General features: G+C 74.3%; 21 protein-coding genes. 13 read left to right on the top strand and 8 right to left on the bottom strand.

Annotated features, from left to right (window positions below; all coding sequences use genetic code 11):
* Nucleotides 1-28: 28 nt before the first annotated feature.
* From ACQP12_RS20705 to ACQP12_RS20680, 6 genes are all read right to left on the bottom strand, one after another.
* Entirely contained in the window at nucleotides 29-601 is a 573-nt protein-coding gene (locus ACQP12_RS20705; RefSeq protein WP_357943403.1) for an NADAR family protein, read from the bottom strand.
* Between the two features lie 135 nt (nucleotides 602-736).
* Complete coding sequence (locus tag ACQP12_RS20700; protein WP_433281171.1) at nucleotides 737-1,378, bottom strand: SRPBCC family protein; 642 nt, start codon at nucleotides 1,376-1,378, stop codon at nucleotides 737-739.
* On the bottom strand, nucleotides 1,375-1,737 hold the full coding sequence (locus ACQP12_RS20695; RefSeq protein WP_357943399.1) for an ArsR/SmtB family transcription factor: 363 nt from the start codon (nucleotides 1,735-1,737) through the stop codon (nucleotides 1,375-1,377). The genes ACQP12_RS20700 and ACQP12_RS20695 overlap by 4 nt, the downstream gene beginning before the upstream one ends.
* A gap of 98 nt (nucleotides 1,738-1,835) precedes the next feature.
* The gene (locus ACQP12_RS20690) at nucleotides 1,836-2,510 is read right to left on the bottom strand and encodes a peptidoglycan recognition protein family protein (protein ID WP_433281169.1); all 675 of its coding nucleotides are present in this window, start codon (nucleotides 2,508-2,510) and stop codon (nucleotides 1,836-1,838) included.
* 96 nt (nucleotides 2,511-2,606) lie between these two features.
* The gene (locus ACQP12_RS20685; protein WP_433281167.1) at nucleotides 2,607-3,353 is read right to left on the bottom strand and encodes a lysozyme; all 747 of its coding nucleotides are present in this window, start codon (nucleotides 3,351-3,353) and stop codon (nucleotides 2,607-2,609) included.
* A gap of 112 nt (nucleotides 3,354-3,465) precedes the next feature.
* Complete coding sequence (locus ACQP12_RS20680; RefSeq protein WP_433281165.1) at nucleotides 3,466-4,935, bottom strand: flavin monoamine oxidase family protein; 1,470 nt, start codon at nucleotides 4,933-4,935, stop codon at nucleotides 3,466-3,468.
* On the opposite strand from ACQP12_RS20680, the gene ACQP12_RS20675 reads away from it, so the two are divergent.
* The 9 genes from ACQP12_RS20675 (at nucleotide 4,913) to ACQP12_RS20635 (ending at nucleotide 13,162) form a co-directional block, all read left to right on the top strand.
* Nucleotides 4,913-5,263: a YciI family protein gene (locus tag ACQP12_RS20675; protein ID WP_357943391.1), complete on the top strand. Its 351-nt coding sequence runs from the start codon at nucleotides 4,913-4,915 to the stop codon at nucleotides 5,261-5,263. The genes ACQP12_RS20680 and ACQP12_RS20675 overlap by 23 nt on opposite strands.
* A complete protein-coding gene (locus tag ACQP12_RS20670; RefSeq protein WP_433281162.1) occupies nucleotides 5,260-6,480 on the top strand; it encodes an RNA polymerase sigma factor in 1,221 nt (406 codons plus the stop codon). Before ACQP12_RS20675 ends, ACQP12_RS20670 begins: the two co-directional genes overlap by 4 nt.
* Nucleotides 6,477-7,313 (top strand): SMP-30/gluconolactonase/LRE family protein, encoded by an 837-nt coding sequence (locus ACQP12_RS20665; protein WP_433281160.1) that lies wholly within the window; start codon nucleotides 6,477-6,479, stop codon nucleotides 7,311-7,313. The genes ACQP12_RS20670 and ACQP12_RS20665 overlap by 4 nt, the downstream gene beginning before the upstream one ends.
* A gap of 189 nt (nucleotides 7,314-7,502) precedes the next feature.
* Nucleotides 7,503-8,324: an ABC transporter ATP-binding protein gene (locus ACQP12_RS20660; RefSeq protein WP_433281158.1), complete on the top strand. Its 822-nt coding sequence runs from the start codon at nucleotides 7,503-7,505 to the stop codon at nucleotides 8,322-8,324.
* Entirely contained in the window at nucleotides 8,321-9,037 is a 717-nt protein-coding gene (locus tag ACQP12_RS20655; protein ID WP_433281156.1) for an ABC transporter ATP-binding protein, read from the top strand. The genes ACQP12_RS20660 and ACQP12_RS20655 overlap by 4 nt, the downstream gene beginning before the upstream one ends.
* A gap of 28 nt (nucleotides 9,038-9,065) precedes the next feature.
* Nucleotides 9,066-9,944, top strand: a complete 879-nt coding sequence (locus tag ACQP12_RS20650) for a branched-chain amino acid ABC transporter permease (protein ID WP_357943381.1) — start codon at nucleotides 9,066-9,068, stop codon at nucleotides 9,942-9,944.
* Complete coding sequence (locus tag ACQP12_RS20645) at nucleotides 9,941-11,080, top strand: branched-chain amino acid ABC transporter permease (RefSeq protein ID WP_433281153.1); 1,140 nt, start codon at nucleotides 9,941-9,943, stop codon at nucleotides 11,078-11,080. Before ACQP12_RS20650 ends, ACQP12_RS20645 begins: the two co-directional genes overlap by 4 nt.
* 52 nt (nucleotides 11,081-11,132) lie before the next feature.
* The gene (locus ACQP12_RS20640; protein WP_357943377.1) at nucleotides 11,133-12,404 is read left to right on the top strand and encodes an ABC transporter substrate-binding protein; all 1,272 of its coding nucleotides are present in this window, start codon (nucleotides 11,133-11,135) and stop codon (nucleotides 12,402-12,404) included.
* A gap of 131 nt (nucleotides 12,405-12,535) precedes the next feature.
* The gene (locus ACQP12_RS20635; protein WP_433281151.1) at nucleotides 12,536-13,162 is read left to right on the top strand and encodes a TetR/AcrR family transcriptional regulator; all 627 of its coding nucleotides are present in this window, start codon (nucleotides 12,536-12,538) and stop codon (nucleotides 13,160-13,162) included.
* A 28-nt stretch (nucleotides 13,163-13,190) separates the two neighbouring features.
* Here the strand turns inward: ACQP12_RS20635 and ACQP12_RS20630 are convergent, their stop codons facing one another.
* Nucleotides 13,191-13,613, bottom strand: a complete 423-nt coding sequence (locus ACQP12_RS20630) for a MarR family winged helix-turn-helix transcriptional regulator (RefSeq protein WP_357943373.1) — start codon at nucleotides 13,611-13,613, stop codon at nucleotides 13,191-13,193.
* Between the two features lie 82 nt (nucleotides 13,614-13,695).
* Here ACQP12_RS20630 and ACQP12_RS20625 point away from each other — a divergent pair, with 82 nt between their 5' ends.
* From ACQP12_RS20625 to ACQP12_RS20610, 4 genes are all read left to right on the top strand, one after another.
* On the top strand, nucleotides 13,696-15,489 hold the full coding sequence (locus ACQP12_RS20625; protein WP_433281148.1) for an ABC transporter ATP-binding protein: 1,794 nt from the start codon (nucleotides 13,696-13,698) through the stop codon (nucleotides 15,487-15,489).
* A gap of 64 nt (nucleotides 15,490-15,553) precedes the next feature.
* Complete coding sequence (locus tag ACQP12_RS20620) at nucleotides 15,554-16,228, top strand: VOC family protein (protein WP_433281146.1); 675 nt, start codon at nucleotides 15,554-15,556, stop codon at nucleotides 16,226-16,228.
* Between the two features lie 149 nt (nucleotides 16,229-16,377).
* Nucleotides 16,378-16,947, top strand: coding sequence for a hypothetical protein (locus tag ACQP12_RS20615; protein ID WP_433281144.1), 570 nt, complete (start codon nucleotides 16,378-16,380; stop codon nucleotides 16,945-16,947).
* Nucleotides 16,948-17,142: 195 nt separating this feature from the next.
* Nucleotides 17,143-17,700, top strand: a complete 558-nt coding sequence (locus ACQP12_RS20610; protein WP_433281142.1) for a M23 family metallopeptidase — start codon at nucleotides 17,143-17,145, stop codon at nucleotides 17,698-17,700.
* An 87-nt stretch (nucleotides 17,701-17,787) separates the two neighbouring features.
* On the opposite strand, the gene ACQP12_RS20605 is transcribed toward ACQP12_RS20610, so the two are convergent.
* Nucleotides 17,788-19,212 (bottom strand): hypothetical protein, encoded by a 1,425-nt coding sequence (locus ACQP12_RS20605; protein ID WP_433281140.1) that lies wholly within the window; start codon nucleotides 19,210-19,212, stop codon nucleotides 17,788-17,790.
* Nucleotides 19,213-19,648: the final 436 nt, after the last annotated feature.

Genomic DNA, 19,648 nt, shown 5'->3' with positions numbered 1-19,648 from the left:
GCCTGGGGGTTTTCCGCCCCCACCCCGGCTAGCCGAGGACGTCGGCGGTGCCCGCGCGCAGGGCGGCCCGGGTTTCCATGAGGGCGAAGCCGAGCAGGTTGTCGCCCCGCCACCGCGCCGGGTCCGCGGCGCGCGGGTCGTCGGCCGCCAGCCCGATGCCCCAGACCCGGTCCACCGGGCTCGCCTCGACCAGCACCCGCTCGCCGGTGCCGAGCAGGAACCGGCCCAGCTCCTCGTGCTGGCCGAACTTGGCCACGCTGCCGGCCACCACGATGTCGTAGCGGCGGGCCGCCCAGGTCGCCTCGTCGAAGCCGCGGACCTGCCGGCCGAGCGCCTTGGCCCGGTGCGGGTGTGCGGCTCCGAGGACCCGCTCGGCGATCCCGTCGTCGCCGAAGAGGGTGGCCTTGTGCCACATCATCCAGTGCTCGGCCGTGGCGTACGTGCGGCCGTCCACCGTGAACGGCGCGGGCCACCACTGGCTCAGGCAGCCGGCGCCGGCGCTGCCGTCGCGCTGTGGGCGGTGCCCCCAGAAGTGCAGGTACCTGACCGGCGTTCCCGTCTGGACGGCGGCCGTCAGCTCGGCGACGGATCGGATCGGCATGATCGCCAGTCTGCCCGAGGGCACCGACACTCCGCCCCCGTATTCCCCGCGGGCCGGAACGTCCGCGCGCGCCGAGGGCCGGCCACGCCGTGCCCGTGCCGCCGTCCTGCGGCACGGGCACGGCCGGCGGGGGAGTCAGGGGGTGGGGATGCCGGTGTAGAAGGCGGTCGTCCGGTCGCCGGCGGCGCGCGCCTCGTCGGCCGGGGTGCCGGCGGCGATGCTCGCCTCGGTCCAGCGGGCGCTGGCCTCCGCCATGAAGCGGCGGCCCTCGTCGGAGCCCATCCAGGCGACGGCCTGGTCCGGGCTGATCCCGCTGCCGTCGGCCGCGAGGTGGGAGGCCAGCCCGAGCAGCGCGCCGTCCCAGCCGACGCCGACCGCGCCGGGCCCGAACTCGGCCCACCGCTGGTCGTCGACGTGCGCGACGTGCTCCAGCTCGAACCGGGTACGCCCGGCGCCGGCCTCGGTGAGCCGTACCTCGATCCAGCTCACCTCGCCGCCGAACTCCCAGGTCGCGGCGAAGCTGTGCGGCGGGTCGCAGCGCTCGACCGTGCCCCCGGCGTTGCCCTCCAGCTGGTAGCGGCCGCCGAGCTTCAGCTCGCCGGAGACCGGCAGGAACCAGCGGGGGATCCGCTCGGCGCTGGTGCAGGCGTCCCAGACGTCCTCCACCGGCGCGTCGTACGTCTGGCTGACGGTCATCACCCGCGCCTCGCCGGCGGGGAGCGTGCGGCTGCCCAGCCGGCGCTCCACGTCGCTGATCTGCCCGATTACGTCGATCATGATGTGGTCCTCTCGTCGGATTCGCTCTCGCGCAGCCGCCGTTCGCGCCGGCCCCGGGCCAGTTCGGTGGCGAGCGCCGCCAGCGGCGGCGTCCAGAACCGGCGGAAGCCCGCCAGCCACTCGTCCATCTCGCGCAGCGGGCCAGGGTCCACCGCGTAGAGGCGGCGGGTGCCCTGGGCGCGGACGGTCGCGAAGCCGTGCTCCCGCAGCACCTTGAGGTGTTGCGACACGGCGGGCTGGCTGATGCCGAACTCCCGCTGGACGGTCGCGCCGAGCGTGCCGGCGGGCTGCTCGCCATCGGCGAGCAGCTCCAGGATCCGGCGACGGACCGGATCTCCGAGGACGTCGAAGGCGTGCACGACCTCTTTCTATCAGATCCGACTTATATAAGCGAGCGCTGTATGAGCGGCGCGCCGGCGGGCACGGGGGAGGGGCGGGACGGGTCCCGCCCCTCCGGTCAGCCGCCGAGGCGGGCGGCGACGGTGCTGCGCAGCTCCGGGAGCCGGTCGTGCAGCAGGCCGGGACATTGCGTGCTGTTGAAGTCCTTGTGCCCGTAGATCTCGGTCGGCGGGATGCCGTACTGCTGGCAGGTGAAGGCGCAGAACCACACCAGGCTGTTCCAGAGCGCCTGCGGGGGCTGCACGTCCAGATAGATGCCGTCGTTCTCGATGCCGATGGCCTGGCTGTTCTGCCCGACGCAGTGCGCGCCCTGCACCATGGTCTGCCCGTGCAGCAGCCCGTAGAGGCTGCCGTGCCGGCCCTCCGTGAGGAAGCCGCCCCGGCTGTTGGTGAAGTGCTGCCCGGAGTCGAGCCAGCCGTTGCTGTCCATGTGCAGGTTCTGAATGTCGCGCGAGTTCCGGTAGGCCTGCGCGAGGCTGTAGTCGGTGGTGTTCGGGAACGCCGTGTGGTGAATGATGATCTTGTTGGGCCGGCTCGGCACCACGCTCACCGCGGAGGACGGCGGGCGGGCGCCCCAGGTCGCGCAGTTGGCGATGGTCGGCTGGTCGATCCGGGCCGCGACGGCCCGGGCGTCGCGGCCGGGTCCGACCTGGGTCAGCGCGGTGGCGCCGGCGGCGGCGCCGAGCAGGACCGCGCCGCGCAGCACGGCCCGCCGGGGAACGGGAACGGACATCGGGGCCTCCTCGTCGGGGACGGGCGCCGCCGGTGGCGGGCGGATCCGGGTCGCGGCGTGGAGACGCCGGAGCGGACCGCCCGCCACCGGAGCGGATCAGCAGGGTCCGTTGCAGGCCAGCACCTTGAGGCGGTCCAGGCTGCCGTTCCAGACGTTCTGGTCGCCCGGGAAGACCCCCGAGGACGACCACTGCCAGATCGAGTACGTCCCCCAGCCGGCCGGCAGGGTGCCGACGCTGCTGGAGTAGCGCGCGATCCACAGCGGGTTGTTCGCGGCGAACTGCGAGGTGTTGCCGGTGCAGGTGCTCCACCAGTCGGTGGTGGTGTAGATGGTGGCCCACCGGCCGGTGCGCGCGTAGTACTGGTTGACGAACGAGGCGATCCAGCTGCGCATCGAGGCCTGGCTCAGGCCGTAGCAGGTGGCGCCGTACGGGTTGTACTCGATGTCCAGCGCGCCGGGCAGCGTCTTGCCGTCCTTGGACCAGCCGCCGCCGTGGTCGACGAAGTAGTTGGCCTGGGTGGCGCCGGTCGTGGTGTCCGGCCGGGCGAAGTGGTACGACCCGCGGATCATCCCGACGTTGTAGGAGCCGTTGTACTGCTGGGCGAAGTACGGGTTGGTGTAGTACGTGCCCTCGGTCGCCTTCACGTACGCGAACCGGGCGCCGTTGTTCCAGGCGGCGGACCAGTTCACGTTGCCCTGGTGGCTGGAGACGTCCATGCCGGGCAGGCCGGCCGGGGCGGCACTGGCGGGAGTCGCGCCGACGACGGCCGAGGCGGCCAGGGTGACGGTGGCGAGCAGGGCCGTGGCGGCCGTACGCAGCGCCGATCGCAGGGGACGGTTCATCTTTCCTCCCTGGGGGTGGGGGAGACTGACGAAAGGAACTGTCAACATTAGGTCACAGAGTGGAGAAACTTTTCAATAGACACATGGAAGTTTTTCTTTGTCTCGCGGGGGTTCAGCGGAGGTCGGCCAGCACCTCGGCGGCGGCGCGCTCGCCGGCCACGACCGCGCCCTCCAGGTAGCCGCTCCACCGGGTGGCGGTCTCCGTGCCGGCCCAGTGCACCCGGCCCACCGGCCGGCGCAGCTCCGGGCCGTAGTCCCGCCAGGAGCCGGGCGGCAGCATGCCGCAGAAGCAGCCACGGGTCCACGGGTCGGCCGACCAGTCGTACTCGACCAGGTCGTCGGGGCGGGCGGCGGCCGGCCCGACCAGCGTGCCGAGGGCGTCCAGCAGCGCGGCCCGCCGCGCGTCCGGCGCCATCCGGCGCAGCTGGCGGGCCTCCGCGCCGTAGCTGAACGCGGTGAGCACCCCGCGCGGCGAGCCGGGCACCGAGTTGTCCACCGTCTCGGTGATCGGGCCGTCGTCGGCGGTCGCCACCCCGGAGCGGCCGTCGGCCCGCCAGAACGGCTCCGGGTAGAGGGCGTGCACCTTGATCGCCGCGCCCATCGGCATCCGCTGGGTGAGCCCGTCGCGCAGCGCCGGCAGCGGCGGGTCGTACCGGATCCGTCCGGCCAGCGCCGGCGCCACCGCGACCACCACGGCGTCGGCGGGGTGCACCTCGCCGCCCGCGTCGACCCGCACCCCGGCGCCGTCCTGGGTGATCCTCTCGACCGGGGCGCCGAGGCGCAGGCAGTCCGCCGGCAGGGCGGCGGCCAGCCGCTCGGCCAGCGCCGCCGGGCCGCCCACGATCCGGTCCTGCTGGGCGCCGCCGGCCATCCCCAGCAGGACGCCCGTGCCGCCGCCGCTGCGCAGGTAGAACAGCATCTGCAACAGCGACACCTCGTCCGGCGCGGCGGCGAGCAGCCCGCCGGCCAGCAACCGCCCGGCGTAGCGGGCGGTGACCGGGTCGGGCGCGGTGGCGGCCAGCCAGCCACCGAGCGTGGTCCGGTCCCACTCCGCCGCCTCGGCCGCCCGCCACGGCGCGGCCGGGTCGAGCCGCGCGGCGAGCCCGTCCAGCGTGTCGAGGATCGCGGCCACCGACGCGGGCGCCTCGGCCAGCCGCCGCCCGGCCCAGCGCAGGGTCGGCGCGCCCCGCGCCGGTGACGGGAAGGTGGCCAGGCCGTGGGCGGCCACCAGCGCGTACATCCGGTCCTGGGTCGGACCGATCCACTGGGCGCCGAGGTCGAGCCAGCCGCCGTCGGGCAGCGGCCGGGAGAGTGTCCGGCCGCCGACCCGGTCCCGGGCCTCCACCAGGCGTACGGCGCAGCCGGCGCCGGCGAGCGCGAGCGCGGCGGCCAGGCCGGAGAACCCCGCCCCGACCACGACCACCCGGCTGCCGCGCACGGCGCGGGATACCCGGATCCCGGAGGAATTCTCTCGGCCGGCGTGTCGATACCGGCGTCCGCCGTTCGTGTGGAGGGTGGAGGGGCGGCACGGGGCCGCTGCCGGAGGTGAGGAGACGCGCGTGAGGCAGTACCTGATCAGCATGTACCAGCCGGCCGGCGCCGGCCGGCCGGACCCGGAGTTCCTGGCCGGGGTGATGCGCGAGGTCGACGCCATCGGCCGGGAGCTCAGGGAGGCCGGCTGCTGGGTGTTCGGCAACGGCCTGCACGCACCGGAGACGGCCACCGTGCTGCGCCCGAAGGGGGACGACGTGCTCGTCACCGACGGCCCGTACGTCGAGGGCAAGGAGTACCTGGGCGGGTTCACCATCATCACCGCGCCCGACCTCGACGCCGCGCTCGACTGGGGCCGCCGCTACGCCCTGGCCACCACCCTCCCGATCGAGGTGCGCCCGTTCCAGGGCGAGGAATGACCGGCCCCACCGACGTCGAACGGGTCTTCCGCGCGGAGTACGGCCGCGCGGTCGCCGTCCTGGTGCGCCTCCTCGGTGACATCGACCTCGCCGAGGAGGCGGTCCAGGAGGCGTTCGCCACCGCGGTCGACCGGTGGGCCGTCGACGGCCCACCGCCCAGCCCGGCCGGCTGGATCATCACCACGGCCCGGAACCGGGCGATCGACCGGCGGCGGCGCGAGGCGTCCCGCGCCGACCGGCAGGCCCAGGCCGCCCTCCTGTACGCCGCCGAGCCGCCTGCCGAGGAGGGTCCCGTGCGCGACGACCGGCTCCGACTGATCTTCACCTGCTGCCACCCGGCGCTCGGCCCGGCGGCGCGCGTCGCGCTGACCCTGCGCCTGCTCGGTGGGCTGAGCACCGCCGAGATCGCGAGGGCGTTCCTGGTGCCGGAGCCGACCATGGCGCAGCGCCTGGTCCGGGCCAAGGCGAAGATCCGCGACGCCGGCATCCCGTACCGGGTGCCCCGGGACGCCGACCTGCCCGACCGGCTGCGCGCCGTGCTCGCCGTGGTCTACCTGATCTTCACGGAGGGGCACACCGCCAGCGCGGGGGAGCGGCTGGTCCGCGACGAGCTGTGCGCCGAGGCGATCCGGCTGGGCCGGCTGCTGACCAAGTTGATGCCGGACGAGCCGGAGGTGCTCGGCCTGCTCGCGCTGATGCTGCTCACCGACGCGCGGCGGGGCGCGCGGACCGGGCCGGACGGCGCGCTCGTGCCGCTGGGCGAGCAGGACCGGGGCCGGTGGGACCGGGCGCTGATCGCCGAGGGGCAGGCCCTGGTGCGGCGCTGCCTGCGGCGGGACCGCCCCGGCCCGTACCAGATCCAGGCCGCGATCAACGCGGTGCACAGCGACGCGCCGACCGCCGCGGACACCGACTGGCGGCAGGTCCTCGCCCTCTACGACCAGCTCCTGGCGCACGCGCCCGGCCCGGTGGTGGCGCTGCACCGGGCCGTCGCGCTGGCCGAGGTGGCCGGCCCGGCCGCCGCGCTCGCCGAGGTCGACCGGCTGGACCTGGCCGGCTACCACGTGCTGCACGCCGTCCGCGCGGACCTGCTGCGCCGCCTCGACCGGCCCGCCGAGGCGACGGCCGCGTACGACGCGGCGATCGCGCGCACCGACAACGCCGCCGAGCGGGAGTTCCTCCGCCGCTCCCGCGACCTGCTGAGGAGCCACCCGTGAACGCACCGGAGATCCTGGTCGACGGGCTCGCCTTCGGCGAGTCGCCCCGCTGGCACGACGGGCGGCTCTGGCTGGCCGACTGGGGCGCCGGGGAGGTGCTCACCGTCGACGCGGCGGGCCGGACCGAGGTGGTCGCCCGGGTCGACGGGCTGCCGATCTGCCTCGACTGGCTGCCGGACGGGCGGCTGCTGCTGGTCGCCGGCGGCGTCGGGCGGCTGCTGCGCCGGGAACCCGACGGCACGTCGCGCACCCACGCCGACCTGGCCGCGCTCGTACCGCACCCGTGGAACGAGGTGGTCACCGACGCCCGGGGCAACGCGTACGTCAATACCATCGGCTTCGACTTTCCCGCCGGGGACTACCGGCCGGGGGCGGTGGCCCTGGTCGCGCCGGACGGCGGAGCCCGGCTGGTCGCCGACGACCTGGCCTTTCCCAACGGCATGGTGCTCACCCCGGACGGGCGCACCCTCATCGTCGCCGAGTCGTACGCCGGCCGGCTCACCGCGTACGACGTGGCCGGCGACGGGACGCTGGGCGGCCGGCGGGTCTGGGCGGCGGTCCCGGACTCCGCGCCGGACGGCATCTGCCTCGACGCCGCCGGGGCCGTCTGGTACGGCGACGTGCCGAACCGGTGCGCCGTGCGCGTCGCCGAGGGCGGGCGGGTGCTCGACCGGATCGACCTGGACCGGGGCTGCTTCGCCTGCGCGCTCGGCGGCCCGGACGGGCGCACCCTCCACCTCGTCACCACACAGTGGAGCCCCGCGGCGCTCTCCGGCGGGCCGCGCACCGGCCAGGTCCGGACCGTGCGGGCGCCCGCGCCGGCCGCCGGCTGAGCACGGCGCACCCGCACGGCGGGTGCGACTCCGGCGCGCGCCGGAATCGTGATCGCGTCGATATCCCCGCGGCCCTCGGGAGGCATTGACGAACCCTCGCCGAAAAGTACACTCCCGGTGTAATAAGTTTCCCGCTTCGCCCGAGCCGCACCGCGCACCCCCGACGCCGCGTCCTCTCCCGAGGTGAAGATGAGCCCACCCCCCACCCCCGCGGACGGCATCGACCTGGCGCTGCACGGTGTCGGCGTCCGGTTCGGCGGGCTCGTCGCCCTCGACGACGTCTCGCTGCGGGTCCCGCCCGGCCGGATCGTCGGCGTGATCGGCCCCAACGGCGCCGGGAAGACCACCCTGTTCAACGTGGTCTGCGGCTTCGTCCCGCCGACCAGCGGATCGCTCACACTGGACGGCCGGCCGTTCCGGCCCCGCCCGCACCGGCTCACCCACCTCGGCATCGCCCGCACGCTCCAGGGCGTCGGCCTCTTCCCCGGGCTCACCGTGCTGGAGAACGTGGTGGCCGGCGCCAGCCACGCGGCCCGGGCCGGCTTCGCCACCGCCCTGTTCGGCCTGCCGCGCAGCGACCGCGACGAGCGGCGGCTGCGCCGGGAGGCCCTCGACCTCCTCGCCGAGCTGGGCGTCGCGGCGCACGCCGGCGCCGCCCCGACCACCCTGCCGTACGCGGTGCGCAAGCGGGTCGCCCTGGCCCGCGCCCTGATCGCCCGGCCCCGACTGCTGCTGCTCGACGAGCCGGCCGGCGGGCTGGGCGCCGACGACGTCGCCGAGCTGGCCGAGCTGGTCCGCACCCTGCCCGAGCGGGCCGGCGGCGCCTGCTCGGTGATGCTCGTCGAGCACCACATGGACCTGGTCATGGCCGTCTGCCAGGAGCTGGTGGTGCTCGACTTCGGCCGGGTCATCGCCGCCGGCACCCCCGACGAGGTCCGCGACGACCCGCTGGTCACCGAGGCCTACCTCGGCGCCGACGTGCCGGCCGAGGCCGCGGGGGCCGGGTCGTGACCGCGGTGCTGGAGGTCGAGGCGGTGAGCGCCGGCTACGGGCCGGTGCCGGTGCTGCGGAACGTGACCTTCGAGGTGCCCGCCGGGACCATCGCCGCCGTGCTCGGCGCCAACGGGGCCGGCAAGACCACCCTGCTGCGTACCCTCTCGGGTCTGCTGCGGCCCACCGGCGGCCGGGTCCGCTTCGACGGCGCCGACCTGCGCGGCGTCCGCGTCGAACGGCTGGTCCGGCGCGGCCTGGCGCACGTCCCCGAGGGGCGGGGCGTGGTGGCCGAGCTGACCGTGGAGGAGAACCTGCGCCTGGGCGGGCTCTGGCGCGGCGACCGGGACGACGCCCGCCGGGCCCAGGACGAGGTGTACGAGCTGTTCCCGGCCCTGGCCCGCCGGCGGCGCCACGCCGGGCACCAGCTCTCCGGCGGGGAGCGGCAGATGCTCGCCCTCGGCCGGGCGCTGATCGCCCGCCCCCGGCTGCTGCTGCTCGACGAGCCGTCGCTCGGCCTGGCCCCCAAGGTGACCGCCCAGATCATGGCGCTGCTGCGCCGGCTCTGCGACGAGCGGGGGCTGACCGTCCTGCTGGTCGAGCAGAACGTGCGCAGCGCCCTCTCCGTCGCCGACCAGGGCGTGGTGATGTCGCTCGGCCGGGTCGTGACCGCCGCCCCGGCGGCCCGGCTGCGCGACGACGACCAGCTCCGGCACGCGTACCTCGGGTTCTGACGGCCCGTCGAGCAGGAAGGATCCGCGATTGGACCGGTTCTTGTTCCTCACCTTCGGCGGGCTCTCCACCGGCGCGGTCTACGCCGCGTTCGCCCTGGCCCTGGTGCTCATCTGGCGGGCCGCCCGGCTGGTCAACTTCGCCCAGGGCGCGATGGCCGTGGCCACCGCGTACGTCGGCTACGCGGTGGCCTCCGCGACCGGCTCCTACTGGCTGGGCCTGTGCGCCGCCGTGCTCGCCGGCCTGCTCCTGGGCGCGCTGGTCGAACGGGTGCTCATGCGCTTCGTCGGGCACGCCAACCCGCTCAACGAGGTGATCGTGGCGCTCGGCCTGGTGCTGCTCATCCAGGCGGTGCTCGGCATGGTCTTCGGCAACGGCTACCGGCCGGCCGCCGCCCCGTTCGACACCGACGCGCTCACCCTCGGCGGGGTCGCCGCGCTCTCGCCCTACGACCTGTGGGTGCTCGGCGCCGTCCTGGTGGTCGTGGTGCTGCTCGCGCTGCTGTTCACCCGCACGCCGATCGGCCTGCGGATGCGGGCGGCCGCGTTCGCCCCCGAGGTGTCCCGGCTGCTCGGCGTCGACGTGAGCCGGATGCTCACCCTCGGCTGGGCCCTCGCCGCCGCGGTCGGCGCGCTCGCCGGGATGCTGGTCGTGCCCACCGGGCTGGGGCTGCACCCGCACGCCATGGACCTGGTGTTCGTCGTCGCGTTCACCGCCGCCGTGGTCGGCGGCCTGGACAGCCCGACCGGTGCGGTCGTCGGCGGCCTGCTGGTCGGCCTGATCCTCTCGTACGTCACCGGCTACCTGGGCCCGGACACCACCCCGCTGGCCGTCCTGGTGCTGCTGCTGGCCGTCCTCCTGGTCCGCCCCGGCGGGCTCTTCTCCAGTGCGAGAGCGAGGCACGTGTGACCGCCACCCGCCCCTCCGCCCGGTCCGGGGTGGACCGGCCCGCCGGGCCGTCCCCGCTGCGCCGGCTGCTGCCCGGCGCGCCAGCCACCGCCGGCCCGCGCGGGTCGACCCTGCTGCGCCACCTGGCCGGGGCGGTGCTCGCCGGCACCCTGGTCGTGCTGCTCACCAACCAGCTCGCGCCGTATCAGAACCTCCAGGTGGCCCGGGTGTGCGCGTTCCTCTGCGTCACCGCCGGCTACACCGTGCTGGTCGGGCTCAACGGCCAGCTCTCGCTCGGGCACGGGGCGCTGATGGCCACCGGCGCCTACACGGTGGCGCTGGTGCAGCGGGCGTTCGACGAGCGGGGCGTGCAGGGCCGGTGGATCCTGCCGCTGTCGCTGCTGGCCGCCGTCGCGGCGACCGCGTTGGCCGGGCTGGTCATCGGGCTGGCGGCCGCCCGGCTGCGCGGGCCGTACCTGGCCGGCGTCACCCTCGCCGTGGCGACGCTGGTGCCGGCCCTCAGCACGATCTTCACCGGGGTGTTCAACGGCGAGCAGGGGCTGCGCTTCCCGGCCGAGACCCCGCCGGCGTTCCTCGGGGCCTACTTCCAGCCGGAACGGTGGCTGGCCTGGGTCGCGCTGCTCGCCGCGCTGGTGACCGTGCTGCTCCTGGCCAACCTGGTGCGCAGCCGGTTCGGCCGGTCACTGCGCGCCGTACGGGACGACGAGGTGGCGGCCCGGCTCGCCGGCATCCACGTCGCCCGCACCCAGGTCCTCGCCTTCGTGGTCAGCGCCGGCTGCGCCGGCCTCGGCGGCGGCGTGTATGCGGTGCTCACCGCCACCGTCGCCCCGGGAAAGTTCCCCCTGGAACTGTCGCTGTTCCTGCTCATGGCGATCGTGATCGGCGGGCTCGGCAGCCTCGCCGGCGCGGTCTGGGGCGCCGTGCTGCTGGTCGCGCTCCAGGACCTGCCGAGCCTGCTCACCGAGACGTTCAGCCTGTCGGGCGGCCTGGCCCAGCGGCTGGAGGGCAACCTCGCGCTGGCCGTGTTCGGCCTGATCCTCATCGTCGTCATGCTCGCCGCGCCGGGCGGCCTGCACGGCGCCGTCCGTACCGTCGCCGCCCGGCTGCGCGCCCGTCGCCGCGCGCCGGAGAACTGAGCCACCCCGGTTCCACCCACCCGTTCGCACCGCCGCACCGGAATGGAGAACCATGCGTCCCACCACCCGCCGCATACTCGCGGCCGCCACCGGCCTCGCCCTGCTGGCCGCCGTGCCGGCCTGCGCCGACGACGCGAAGCAGGCCGCCGAGAACGTCCCCGGCGTCACCGACACCGAGGTCGTCATCGGCACCCACCAGCCGCTCACCGGCCCCGCCGCGCCCGGCTACTCGAAGATCTCCGCCGCCACGAAGGCGTACTTCGAGCACGTCAACAGCAAGGGCGGGGTGAACGGCCGGAAGATCGTCTACAAGGTCATGGACGACGGCTACAACCCCGCCAACACCGAGAACGTGGTCCGCAAGCTGGTCCTCGACGACAAGGTCTTCGCGCTCCTCGGCGGGCTGGGCACCCCCACCCACACCAACGTGCTGGAGTTCGTCAAGACCCAGAAGGTGCCGGACCTCTTCGTCTCCTCCGGCAGCCGGAACTGGAACCAGCCCGACAAGTACCCGACCACGTTCGGTTGGCAGCCCGACTACACGGTCGAGGGCAAGGTCCTCGCCACCTGGGTCAAGCAGCAGTTCCCGGGGGCCAAGGTCTGCCACTTCGGGCAGAACGACGACTTCGGGCGGGACTCCCTGGCCGGGGTGGAGAAGGTCCTCGGCGCGGTGGCGGCGAAGCAGACCTACACCACCACCAACCAGCAGGTCGGCCCGGCAATCGGGGCGCTCAAGGCGGCCGGCTGCCAGGTGGTGATCTCGGCGAGCATCCCGGGCTTCACGGCGCTGGCCATGGGCCAGGCCGCCGGGCAGGGGTTCCGGGCGCAGTGGGTGGTGTCCAACGTGGGCGCCGACTACACGACGCTGTCCAACCAGCTCGGCGACAAGAAGGTGATCCTCGAGGGCATGGTCGCCGACAACTACCTGCCGATGGTGGGTGACACGGCCAACCCGTGGATCCAGGAGTTCACCAAGATCCACCAGAAGTACAACTCGGCCAACCCGATCGACGGCAACGCGATCTACGGCTACTCGATGGCGTACACCTTCGTGCAGGCGCTGCTCGCCGCCGGCAAGGACCCGACCCGGGAGAAGCTGGTCGAGGCCGTGCAGAAGGGCGGCTTCCGCGGGCCGGGCCTCACCCCGTTCCGGTACAGCGACAGCGTGCACGCCGGCTACAGCGGCGTGCGGCTGAACAAGGTCCAGAACGGCGCGCAGGCGTACTTCGGCCCGACATACACCACGGACGACGGCGACGCCGCGGTCACCGAGTTCAGCGAGCCGCCGACCGCCCCGCCGGCGGACGCCATCCCGACGACCTGACCACGCGCCGGGCGGCCGTCACCGCGGTGGCGGCCGCCCGCCGACGCGCACGTAGAGTGCACCAGTCCGGCGTGACGCCACCGGGGCGGGCAAGCCGCGCCGGGCAGGAGCTACGCACAGGGGGCGGACGCATGATCGAGGTGGACGCCGACGCGCCGGCGCGGGTGGACGGCCGGTCGGCGCGGGCCGAGCGGACCCGGGCCGCCATCGTCGAGGCGCACCTGGCGCTCATCGACGAGGGCGACCTGCGGCCCACCGGGGAACGCATCGCCGAGCGGGCCGGGGTGTCCCTGCGCACCCTGTGGACCAACTTCAAGGACATGGAGACCCTGTTCGCCGCGACGGGGCTCCGGGTCGGCGAGCGACTGGACGCGCTCTGGCAGCCGATCCCGGCCGAGCTGCCGCTCACCCGGCGCATCGCGGAGTTCTGCGACCAGCGGGCCGAGATGCTGGAGGTGCTGGCGCCCTCGGCGCGCGCCTCGGCGCTGCGGGAGCCGTTCTCGCCGCAGCTGCGGCGCAACCGGGAGGCGGCCATCGCCCGGGTCCGGCACGAGATCGAGCTGGTCTTCGAGCCCGAGCTGGCGCACGCGGGGACGGGCCGCGAGCAGTTGCTGGACGCGCTGACCGTGGCCTGCACCTGGGCGGCGTGGGCCATGATGCGCGACGCCATGGGCCTCGACGTGGCGGCGGCCCGGGCCACGCTGGCCCGCACCATCGGCGCGCTGCTCGTCGACGGCATCGCCGCCGGCCTGCGCTGACCACCGCGGTGCGGCCGGCGCTGGCCGGTCAGTCGTCGCGTAGCCGGCGCAGGATCCGGGTCAGCTCGTCCCGGTCGGCCGGATCGAGAGCGCCGAAGAACCGTTCCGCCTCGGCGGCCCGGGCCACCCGGATGGCCTCGCCGACCCGTTCGCCCTCGCCGGTGAGCGCGACCAGGGTGGCCCGCCGGTCGACCGGGTCGGGCCGGCGCTCGACCAGCCCGCGCTCGGCCAGGCCGTCGACCACCTCGGTGGCGGAGCGGGGCGCGATGCGCAGGTGCTCGGCGAGCGCGCTGAGCCGGACCGCGCCGTGCCGCATGAGCACGGCGAGCGCCCGGGCGTGCCCCGGGTTGATCTCCCAGGGTTCGAGGGTGCGCTTGGACTGGTGGCGCAGCCGCCGGGCCACGGCCCAGAACGTCTCGGCCAGGCTCTCCTCGTCGTCGCTGCCGGTCACCGGAATACGGTAGCAGCACATGCTGTTGCTACCTCATGATGAGGTAACCTCAGCAATGCCCCCGACGAAAGAGAGCACCCCCTTGGACGGATTCCGAGACGGCCGCGGCGGCGGCCGGACCACCGTGACCCCCGCCGAGAAGACACAGGCCCGCCAGGTGTCGCTGCGCCGGATCGGCGGCCTCTTCACCGCCCACCGCGGCCCGCTCGCCGCCGTGGTGGCGATCATCGTGGCGTCGTCCGTGATCGCGATGGCGTCGCCGTTCCTCCTGCGTACCGTGATCGACCGGGCCCTCCCGGAGCGCGACCTGACCCTGCTGGCCTGGCTGGTCGCGGGCATGGTCGGGGTGGCCGCCGTGACCGCCGTGCTCGGCGTGGCGCAGACCTGGATCTCCACCCGCGTGGGCCAGGAGGTCATGCACCGGCTGCGCACCGACGTCTTCACCCACCTCCAGCGCCAGTCGATCGGCTTCTTCGTCCGCACCCGCACCGGCGAGGTGCAGTCGCGGATCACCAACGACATCGGCGGCATGCAGGCCGTGGTCACCTCCACCGCCACCTCGATCGCCGCCAACCTCACCACCGTCATCGCCACGGTGATCGCCATGGTCGCGCTGAGCTGGCGGCTCACCCTCGTCTCGGTGGTCGTGCTGCCGCCCGCCATCTGGCTGACCCGGCGGGTGGCCCGGCTGCGCCGGGAGATCACCGCCCGCCGCCAGCGCGAGCTGGCCGACCTCAACGTCACCATCGAGGAGGGGCTGTCGATCAGCGGCGTACAGCTGGCCAAGACCCTCGGCGCCGGCGCGACGCTGGTCGACCGGTTCACCACCTCCTCGGCCCGCCTCGTCGACCTGGAACTCCGCTCGGAGCTGGCCGGCCGCTGGCGGATGGCCTCCATGACGGTGATCTTCGCGGCCATCCCGGCCGTCATCTACCTCGGCGCCGGCCTGCCCGGCACCGCCGGCACGCTCACCATCGGCACCCTTGTCGCCTTCACGGCCCTGCAGGGCAACCTGTTCCGGCCGCTCATGGGCCTGCTCAACGTCGGCGTCTCGCTCACCGCCTCGATGGCACTGTTCGCCCGGATCTTCGAATACCTGGACCTGCCCGTCGAGGTCGCCGACCCGGCGCGGCCGGTCGAACTCGACCCGGCCGGGGTCCGCGGCCACCTGCGCTTCTCCGACGTCACCTTCAGCTACCCGGGCAGCGACACGGCCGCCGTGGCCGGGGTGAGCCTGGACGTACCGGCCGGCACCAGCCTGGCCGTCGTGGGCGAGACCGGCTCCGGCAAGAGCACGCTCGCCGCGCTGATCAGCCGCCTGCACGACCCCGACGCCGGCCGGATCACCGTCGACGGCGTCGACCTGCGCGACCTGCGCCTGGCGGACCTGGCCGCCGTCGTGGGCGTGGTCAGCCAGGAGACCTACCTGCTGCACGCCACCGTGCGGGACAACCTCCGGTACGCGAAGCCGGACGCCACCGACGCCGACATCGAGGCCGCCGCCCGCGCCGCCCAGATCCACGACCTCATCGCCGCGCTCCCTGACGGGTACGACACGGTGGTCGGCTCCCGCGGCCACCGGTTCTCCGGCGGCGAGAAGCAGCGCCTGGCCATCGCCCGGACGCTGCTGCGCGACCCGCGGATCCTGGTGCTGGACGAGGCGACCAGCGCGCTGGACACCGAGACCGAGCGCGCCGTGCAGCGGGCCTTCGACGAGCTGGCCCGGGGCCGCACCGTGATCACCATCGCGCACCGCCTGTCCACCGTCCGCGACGCCGACCAGATCGCCGTGCTCGACCACGGCCGCATCGTCGAGTCCGGCACCCACGAGAGCCTGCTCGACCACGCCGGCCGGTACGCGGCGCTCGCCGCCTGACCCGATCCCGGAAACCTGATCCGCAAGACGTGATTCCCACGTCCCCGATCGCTAGAGTGGCGCGATGCGGAACGGAGTGCAGGCCCAGGTGCCGGTGCTGTACGTCGCGGACGCCGACGCCGCCCGAGGGTTCTACGAGCTGTTCGGCTACACCGAGCAGCGGAGCGGCGGCGACGGCGGCTCCCGCTGGTGCCACCTCCAGTGCGGAGACCTGACCCTGCTGCTGGCCGCCGTGAAGCCGCGCCTCGTCACCGTCGAACTGCCGCTGCTCGTCTACCTCTACGTCGACGACCTCGCCGCGACGACGGACCGCCTCACCTCCGCCGGGCACCTCGTCGAGCCGGTGGGCCACCCCGCACACGCCCCCGGCGGCGAGTGCCGCACCACGGACCCCGACGGCAACACCGTGCTGTACGGGCAGCGCCGGGCCGTGCCCACGCAGGCGCGCGGCGACGCCGAGGCCCGGTTCTCCCTGATCCGGGAGGCGGCCGAGGCGGTCGCCCGGCGTGACGGCGCCCCGGCCCGCTGCCAGATCGGCAGCCCCCGTGGCGAGCCCTGCCCGGAACCGGCCGAGGTGAAGCTCGCCGACTCGTGGGGCGACACGGTCTGGGGTTGCCTCGCCCACGCCGACGAGGCTCTGCTCAACGCCCGGGGCGCCTTCCTGGCCACCGAGGACGTGATGGGGCTGGCCGGGTTCCTGGCGGCCCGCCGCCCCCAGCCGGACGTCGCCGCGCCCTAGGAGCAGATCCGCCCAACCGTGATGTGCGGGCGGCGGAGTTGTTTGCGGGCGAGTCCCCATCAGATTCCCTGGCGATGAAGAGACACCACGGCGCTCGGTCGCTCTACCCTCCTCTTTGGGCATGGCGATGGCCGCAAAAGAGGGGGACCATGATTCAGCAACGCGGGTACTGGAGGGAGTCCGGAGAGTCCGTCGGTGCCGAGGAGGCCTGGGACATCTGGGGCCGCCACGCGTACGACATCCTGGTCGGAGTGGCGCGGAGGTATCACGCGGTCATCACCTACAAGGAACTCGGAGACCAGGTCCAGGCCAGGTCCGGCATCCGTACGTCGGCTCTCCTGCACAACTGGGTTGGTTCTGTCCTTGGCCGAGTCGTGCATGAGGCACACCGTCGCGGGGACCCACCGCTCACCGCCTTGGTCGTGCACACCGACGACGGCAAAGTCGGGGTGGGATACAAGGAGGTGCTCCAGGTAGCCGGAGAGCCACCGGTCGAAGATGAGATGGACCGCGAGCGACATGCCGCAGATGCCCGTCTCAGCTGTTACCGGACCTTCAATGCGGCAGGACTGCCGCCCGACGGCGGGTCGCCTGCGCTCGCTCCGACGCTGGAGGCAGCGGTGAAGCGCCGACGCGCTCTTGCTCCGAAACCTCGTCAGCCGACATGCCCGACCTGCGGCGTCCAACTGCCTGTCAGCGGGGACTGCGACTCCTGTTGACCCGGCATGCCCCTGGACAGCAGCACCGGTTGCCGGTTGGCCGCCTCATTCCGGGTCGGATGCCACCCCGCAAGGGCTGCATCGCCTCGCCGCCTGTGCCGGTTGCTTGTCAGGCATTCACGTGTGTAGCTGTTTACCTAGCCGAAAGCCGTCACTAGCATCGGTCCGCATCACTGGCGATCAAGAGGGGGACCGATGTCGCTTTCGTTCACCGCCGCCCGGTTGCGCGTGCCCGCGCTGCTGACGGTTGCCGTCGTCGTCGGTGCGCTGACCGGGGTGCAGCCCGCGCAGGCCGCCCGGCCGGGCTTCCGGATGCCGTTCCTGTGCGGCCAGACGTGGCAGGGCAACAACTGGAACGGGCACAGCCCGGCCCACGCCATCGACTGGAACCACTACGACGCGAACGGCAACCCCGACGACCTGGGCCGCCGGGTGGTCGCCAGCGCCGGCGGCACCGTGCTGGAGTCGTACTACTCGACCACCACCGGCTACGGCCACACCATCGTCATGGGCCACGGTGACGGCTGGCGCACCCGCTACGCCCACCTCAGCGAGCGGCTGGTCGCCAAGGGCGACACCGTGAACCGGGGCGCCGTCATCGGCAAGGTCGGCGCCTCCTCGGCGAAGTACGACCTCAGCCCGCACCTGCACTACGAGCAGATCCACGACGGCAGCGTCGTCGTCTCGGTCGTCCAAGGCGTCACCTGGTCCGACTACCTCAAGCGCAACCAGACCAGCACCAACAACTGCTGACCGGGCGGCGGTGAGCGGCACATGCCCGGTGTCCACCACGGCGCCGCTCGCCGGGCACGTCGAGATGGTCGACATCGGCCCGGCAGCTCAGGCGTCGGGCGGCCCCGGGCTGTCCGGGTCACCCGGCGCCGGGGTGGTCTCGCCCGGCTGCGCCGACGTCGGCGTCGTTTCGCCCTGCGGTGCCGGCGCCGGTCGTTGCCCGGGGGCGGGATGCGGAGCGGGCGGCTGCGGGAAGGGTTCGAGCGGAGTCCACTGCTCCACCGGGGAGTCGGGCGGCCGGGGCCCCGGCCGCGCGTCTCCCGCACCGGCCTCCCACTGGCCCGGCTCGCCCGGACGCCGCCCGACGCCGCTCGCCCCGGCCTCCCGCTGGCCCGGCTCGGCCGCGCGTCGCGCCGCGCCATCACCCTCGGCCGTTCGCTGGCGTGGCGGGTGCTCCTCCCGGAGCACCTCCGGCATGCTCGCCTCCGGCCGGGCTCCGTTGTCCTGTCTCTCCGGCGTGCCCGCCTCCGGCCGGGCCCCGTTGTCCTGTGCCTCCGGCATGCTCGCCTCCGGCCGGGCTCCGTTGTCCTGCGCCTCCGGCGTGCCCGCCTCCGGCCGGGCTCCGTTGTCCTGTGCCTCCGGCATGCTCGCCTCCGGCCGGGTTCCGTTGTCCTGTGCCTCCGGCATGCCGGCCGTCGGCTCGGCACCGTCGTCCTGCGTCTTCGTCGGCCGGCGTTTGCGTTCCTCCTCGGCGTACTCCGCACGTCGGCGCTCGAGGTCGCGCTTCCACTCCAGCGCGATGCGCTTGTCCCAGTACGGCCGGAGCAGTTCGCGGACCGGCTCGTCCAGGTGGACGGACACGTCCGGCTCACAGGTGAACCTCACGCCGCCGCGCTCGTAACCCCAGGGGAGGGTGTCGTCGCCGGTCATGGCGTCGTCCAGCGCGAGCGCGAACGCCCGGGGCTGATCCGGCGGAATATCCGCGGCGCACCGGACCGCGATGCGCCGCAGCCGCTGCATCGCCCGGGGCTGGAACTGGTCGACGTACCAGCCGAAGAGTTCCGGCCGCGCGTGGTCGGATGTCCAGGTGAAGGTCGTTCGGACGACGAAGTGGTAGACCTGCCCCTGAGCCGGCACCAGCAGGGTCGGCGCCGCCCGCCGGTCGACGAGCGTCACGGGTGCGGACTCCATCTCCTGCCACCGCAGCTGCTCCAGCACGGGCCGGGCCGCCCTCCACAACCGCTTCGCCCCGCGCCACGCGACCGACCAGAGTTCCCGCGCCCGGGCGAGCCACCCCTCCCACCGGTCCCGCGTCGGTACCCAGCCCCGGCCGCCCTCGACGCTCCAGCCGCGGCCGCCCCCCGGGCTGCCGCTGGCCGTCTCGCCGGCGCGAGAGCTGCCGCTCGTCTCGGCGGCGCGAGAGCTGCCGCTCGTCTCGGCGGCGCGGCAGCCGGTGTCCGTCTCGCCGGCGCGGGAGCTGCCGATCGTCTCGCCGGCGTGGGAGCTGTCGTCTTCGCCGGGCGTCCCGGTCATCGCACCCCTCTCCGGTCGAGCAGCCGCGCGTCGTGCGGCCCCGTCGGGCGGGGTCGGTGCGGCCGTTCGAGGGGTGTGCGGAGGCGCCAGGCCGCCCCTCCGCGGCTCCACGCTAACAAGCCGGCGCAGCGGCGCACGGCAGCCGCGCGGGACCGCGCAGCCGCCGGCGCGCCGCTCCTGGACGTCACGATCGCTGACGGACGGGCGACTGGGCACGCCGACGACCCGGCACCGGCGTGCCGCTCGTGGACATCACGATCGCTGACGGACAGGCGACTGGGCACGCCGAGGACCCGGCACCGGTGTGCCGCTCGTGGACGTCACGATCGCTGACGGACGGGCGACTGGACACGCCGACGACCCGGCACCTGAGCCGTCAACGATCCAGGCGGCCGTAGCAGGTCGCGCGAAGCTTGCGGGGGTTGTCCACAGTCGG

The organism is Micromonospora sp. CA-244673 (genome assembly GCF_050948395.1).
Taxonomy (GTDB): Bacteria; Actinomycetota; Actinomycetes; order Mycobacteriales; family Micromonosporaceae; genus Micromonospora.
This window is presented reverse-complemented; position numbering and strand designations above follow the sequence as displayed.

Coding starts and splice junctions, on each gene's coding strand:
- ACQP12_RS20705 (WP_357943403.1), bottom strand. CDS start 601: ATGCCGATCCGATCCGTCGCCGAGCTGACGGCCGCCGTCCAGACGGGA.
- ACQP12_RS20700 (WP_433281171.1), bottom strand. CDS start 1,378: ATGATCGACGTAATCGGGCAGATCAGCGACGTGGAGCGCCGGCTGGGC.
- ACQP12_RS20690 (WP_433281169.1), bottom strand. CDS start 2,510: ATGTCCGTTCCCGTTCCCCGGCGGGCCGTGCTGCGCGGCGCGGTCCTG.
- ACQP12_RS20685 (WP_433281167.1), bottom strand. CDS start 3,353: ATGAACCGTCCCCTGCGATCGGCGCTGCGTACGGCCGCCACGGCCCTG.
- ACQP12_RS20680 (WP_433281165.1), bottom strand. CDS start 4,935: ATGCTGATCAGGTACTGCCTCACGCGCGTCTCCTCACCTCCGGCAGCG.
- ACQP12_RS20670 (WP_433281162.1), top strand. CDS start 5,260: ATGACCGGCCCCACCGACGTCGAACGGGTCTTCCGCGCGGAGTACGGC.
- ACQP12_RS20660 (WP_433281158.1), top strand. CDS start 7,503: ATGAGCCCACCCCCCACCCCCGCGGACGGCATCGACCTGGCGCTGCAC.
- ACQP12_RS20640 (WP_357943377.1), top strand. CDS start 11,133: ATGCGTCCCACCACCCGCCGCATACTCGCGGCCGCCACCGGCCTCGCC.
- ACQP12_RS20635 (WP_433281151.1), top strand. CDS start 12,536: ATGATCGAGGTGGACGCCGACGCGCCGGCGCGGGTGGACGGCCGGTCG.
- ACQP12_RS20620 (WP_433281146.1), top strand. CDS start 15,554: ATGCGGAACGGAGTGCAGGCCCAGGTGCCGGTGCTGTACGTCGCGGAC.
- ACQP12_RS20615 (WP_433281144.1), top strand. CDS start 16,378: ATGATTCAGCAACGCGGGTACTGGAGGGAGTCCGGAGAGTCCGTCGGT.
- ACQP12_RS20610 (WP_433281142.1), top strand. CDS start 17,143: ATGTCGCTTTCGTTCACCGCCGCCCGGTTGCGCGTGCCCGCGCTGCTG.
- ACQP12_RS20605 (WP_433281140.1), bottom strand. CDS start 19,212: ATGACCGGGACGCCCGGCGAAGACGACAGCTCCCACGCCGGCGAGACG.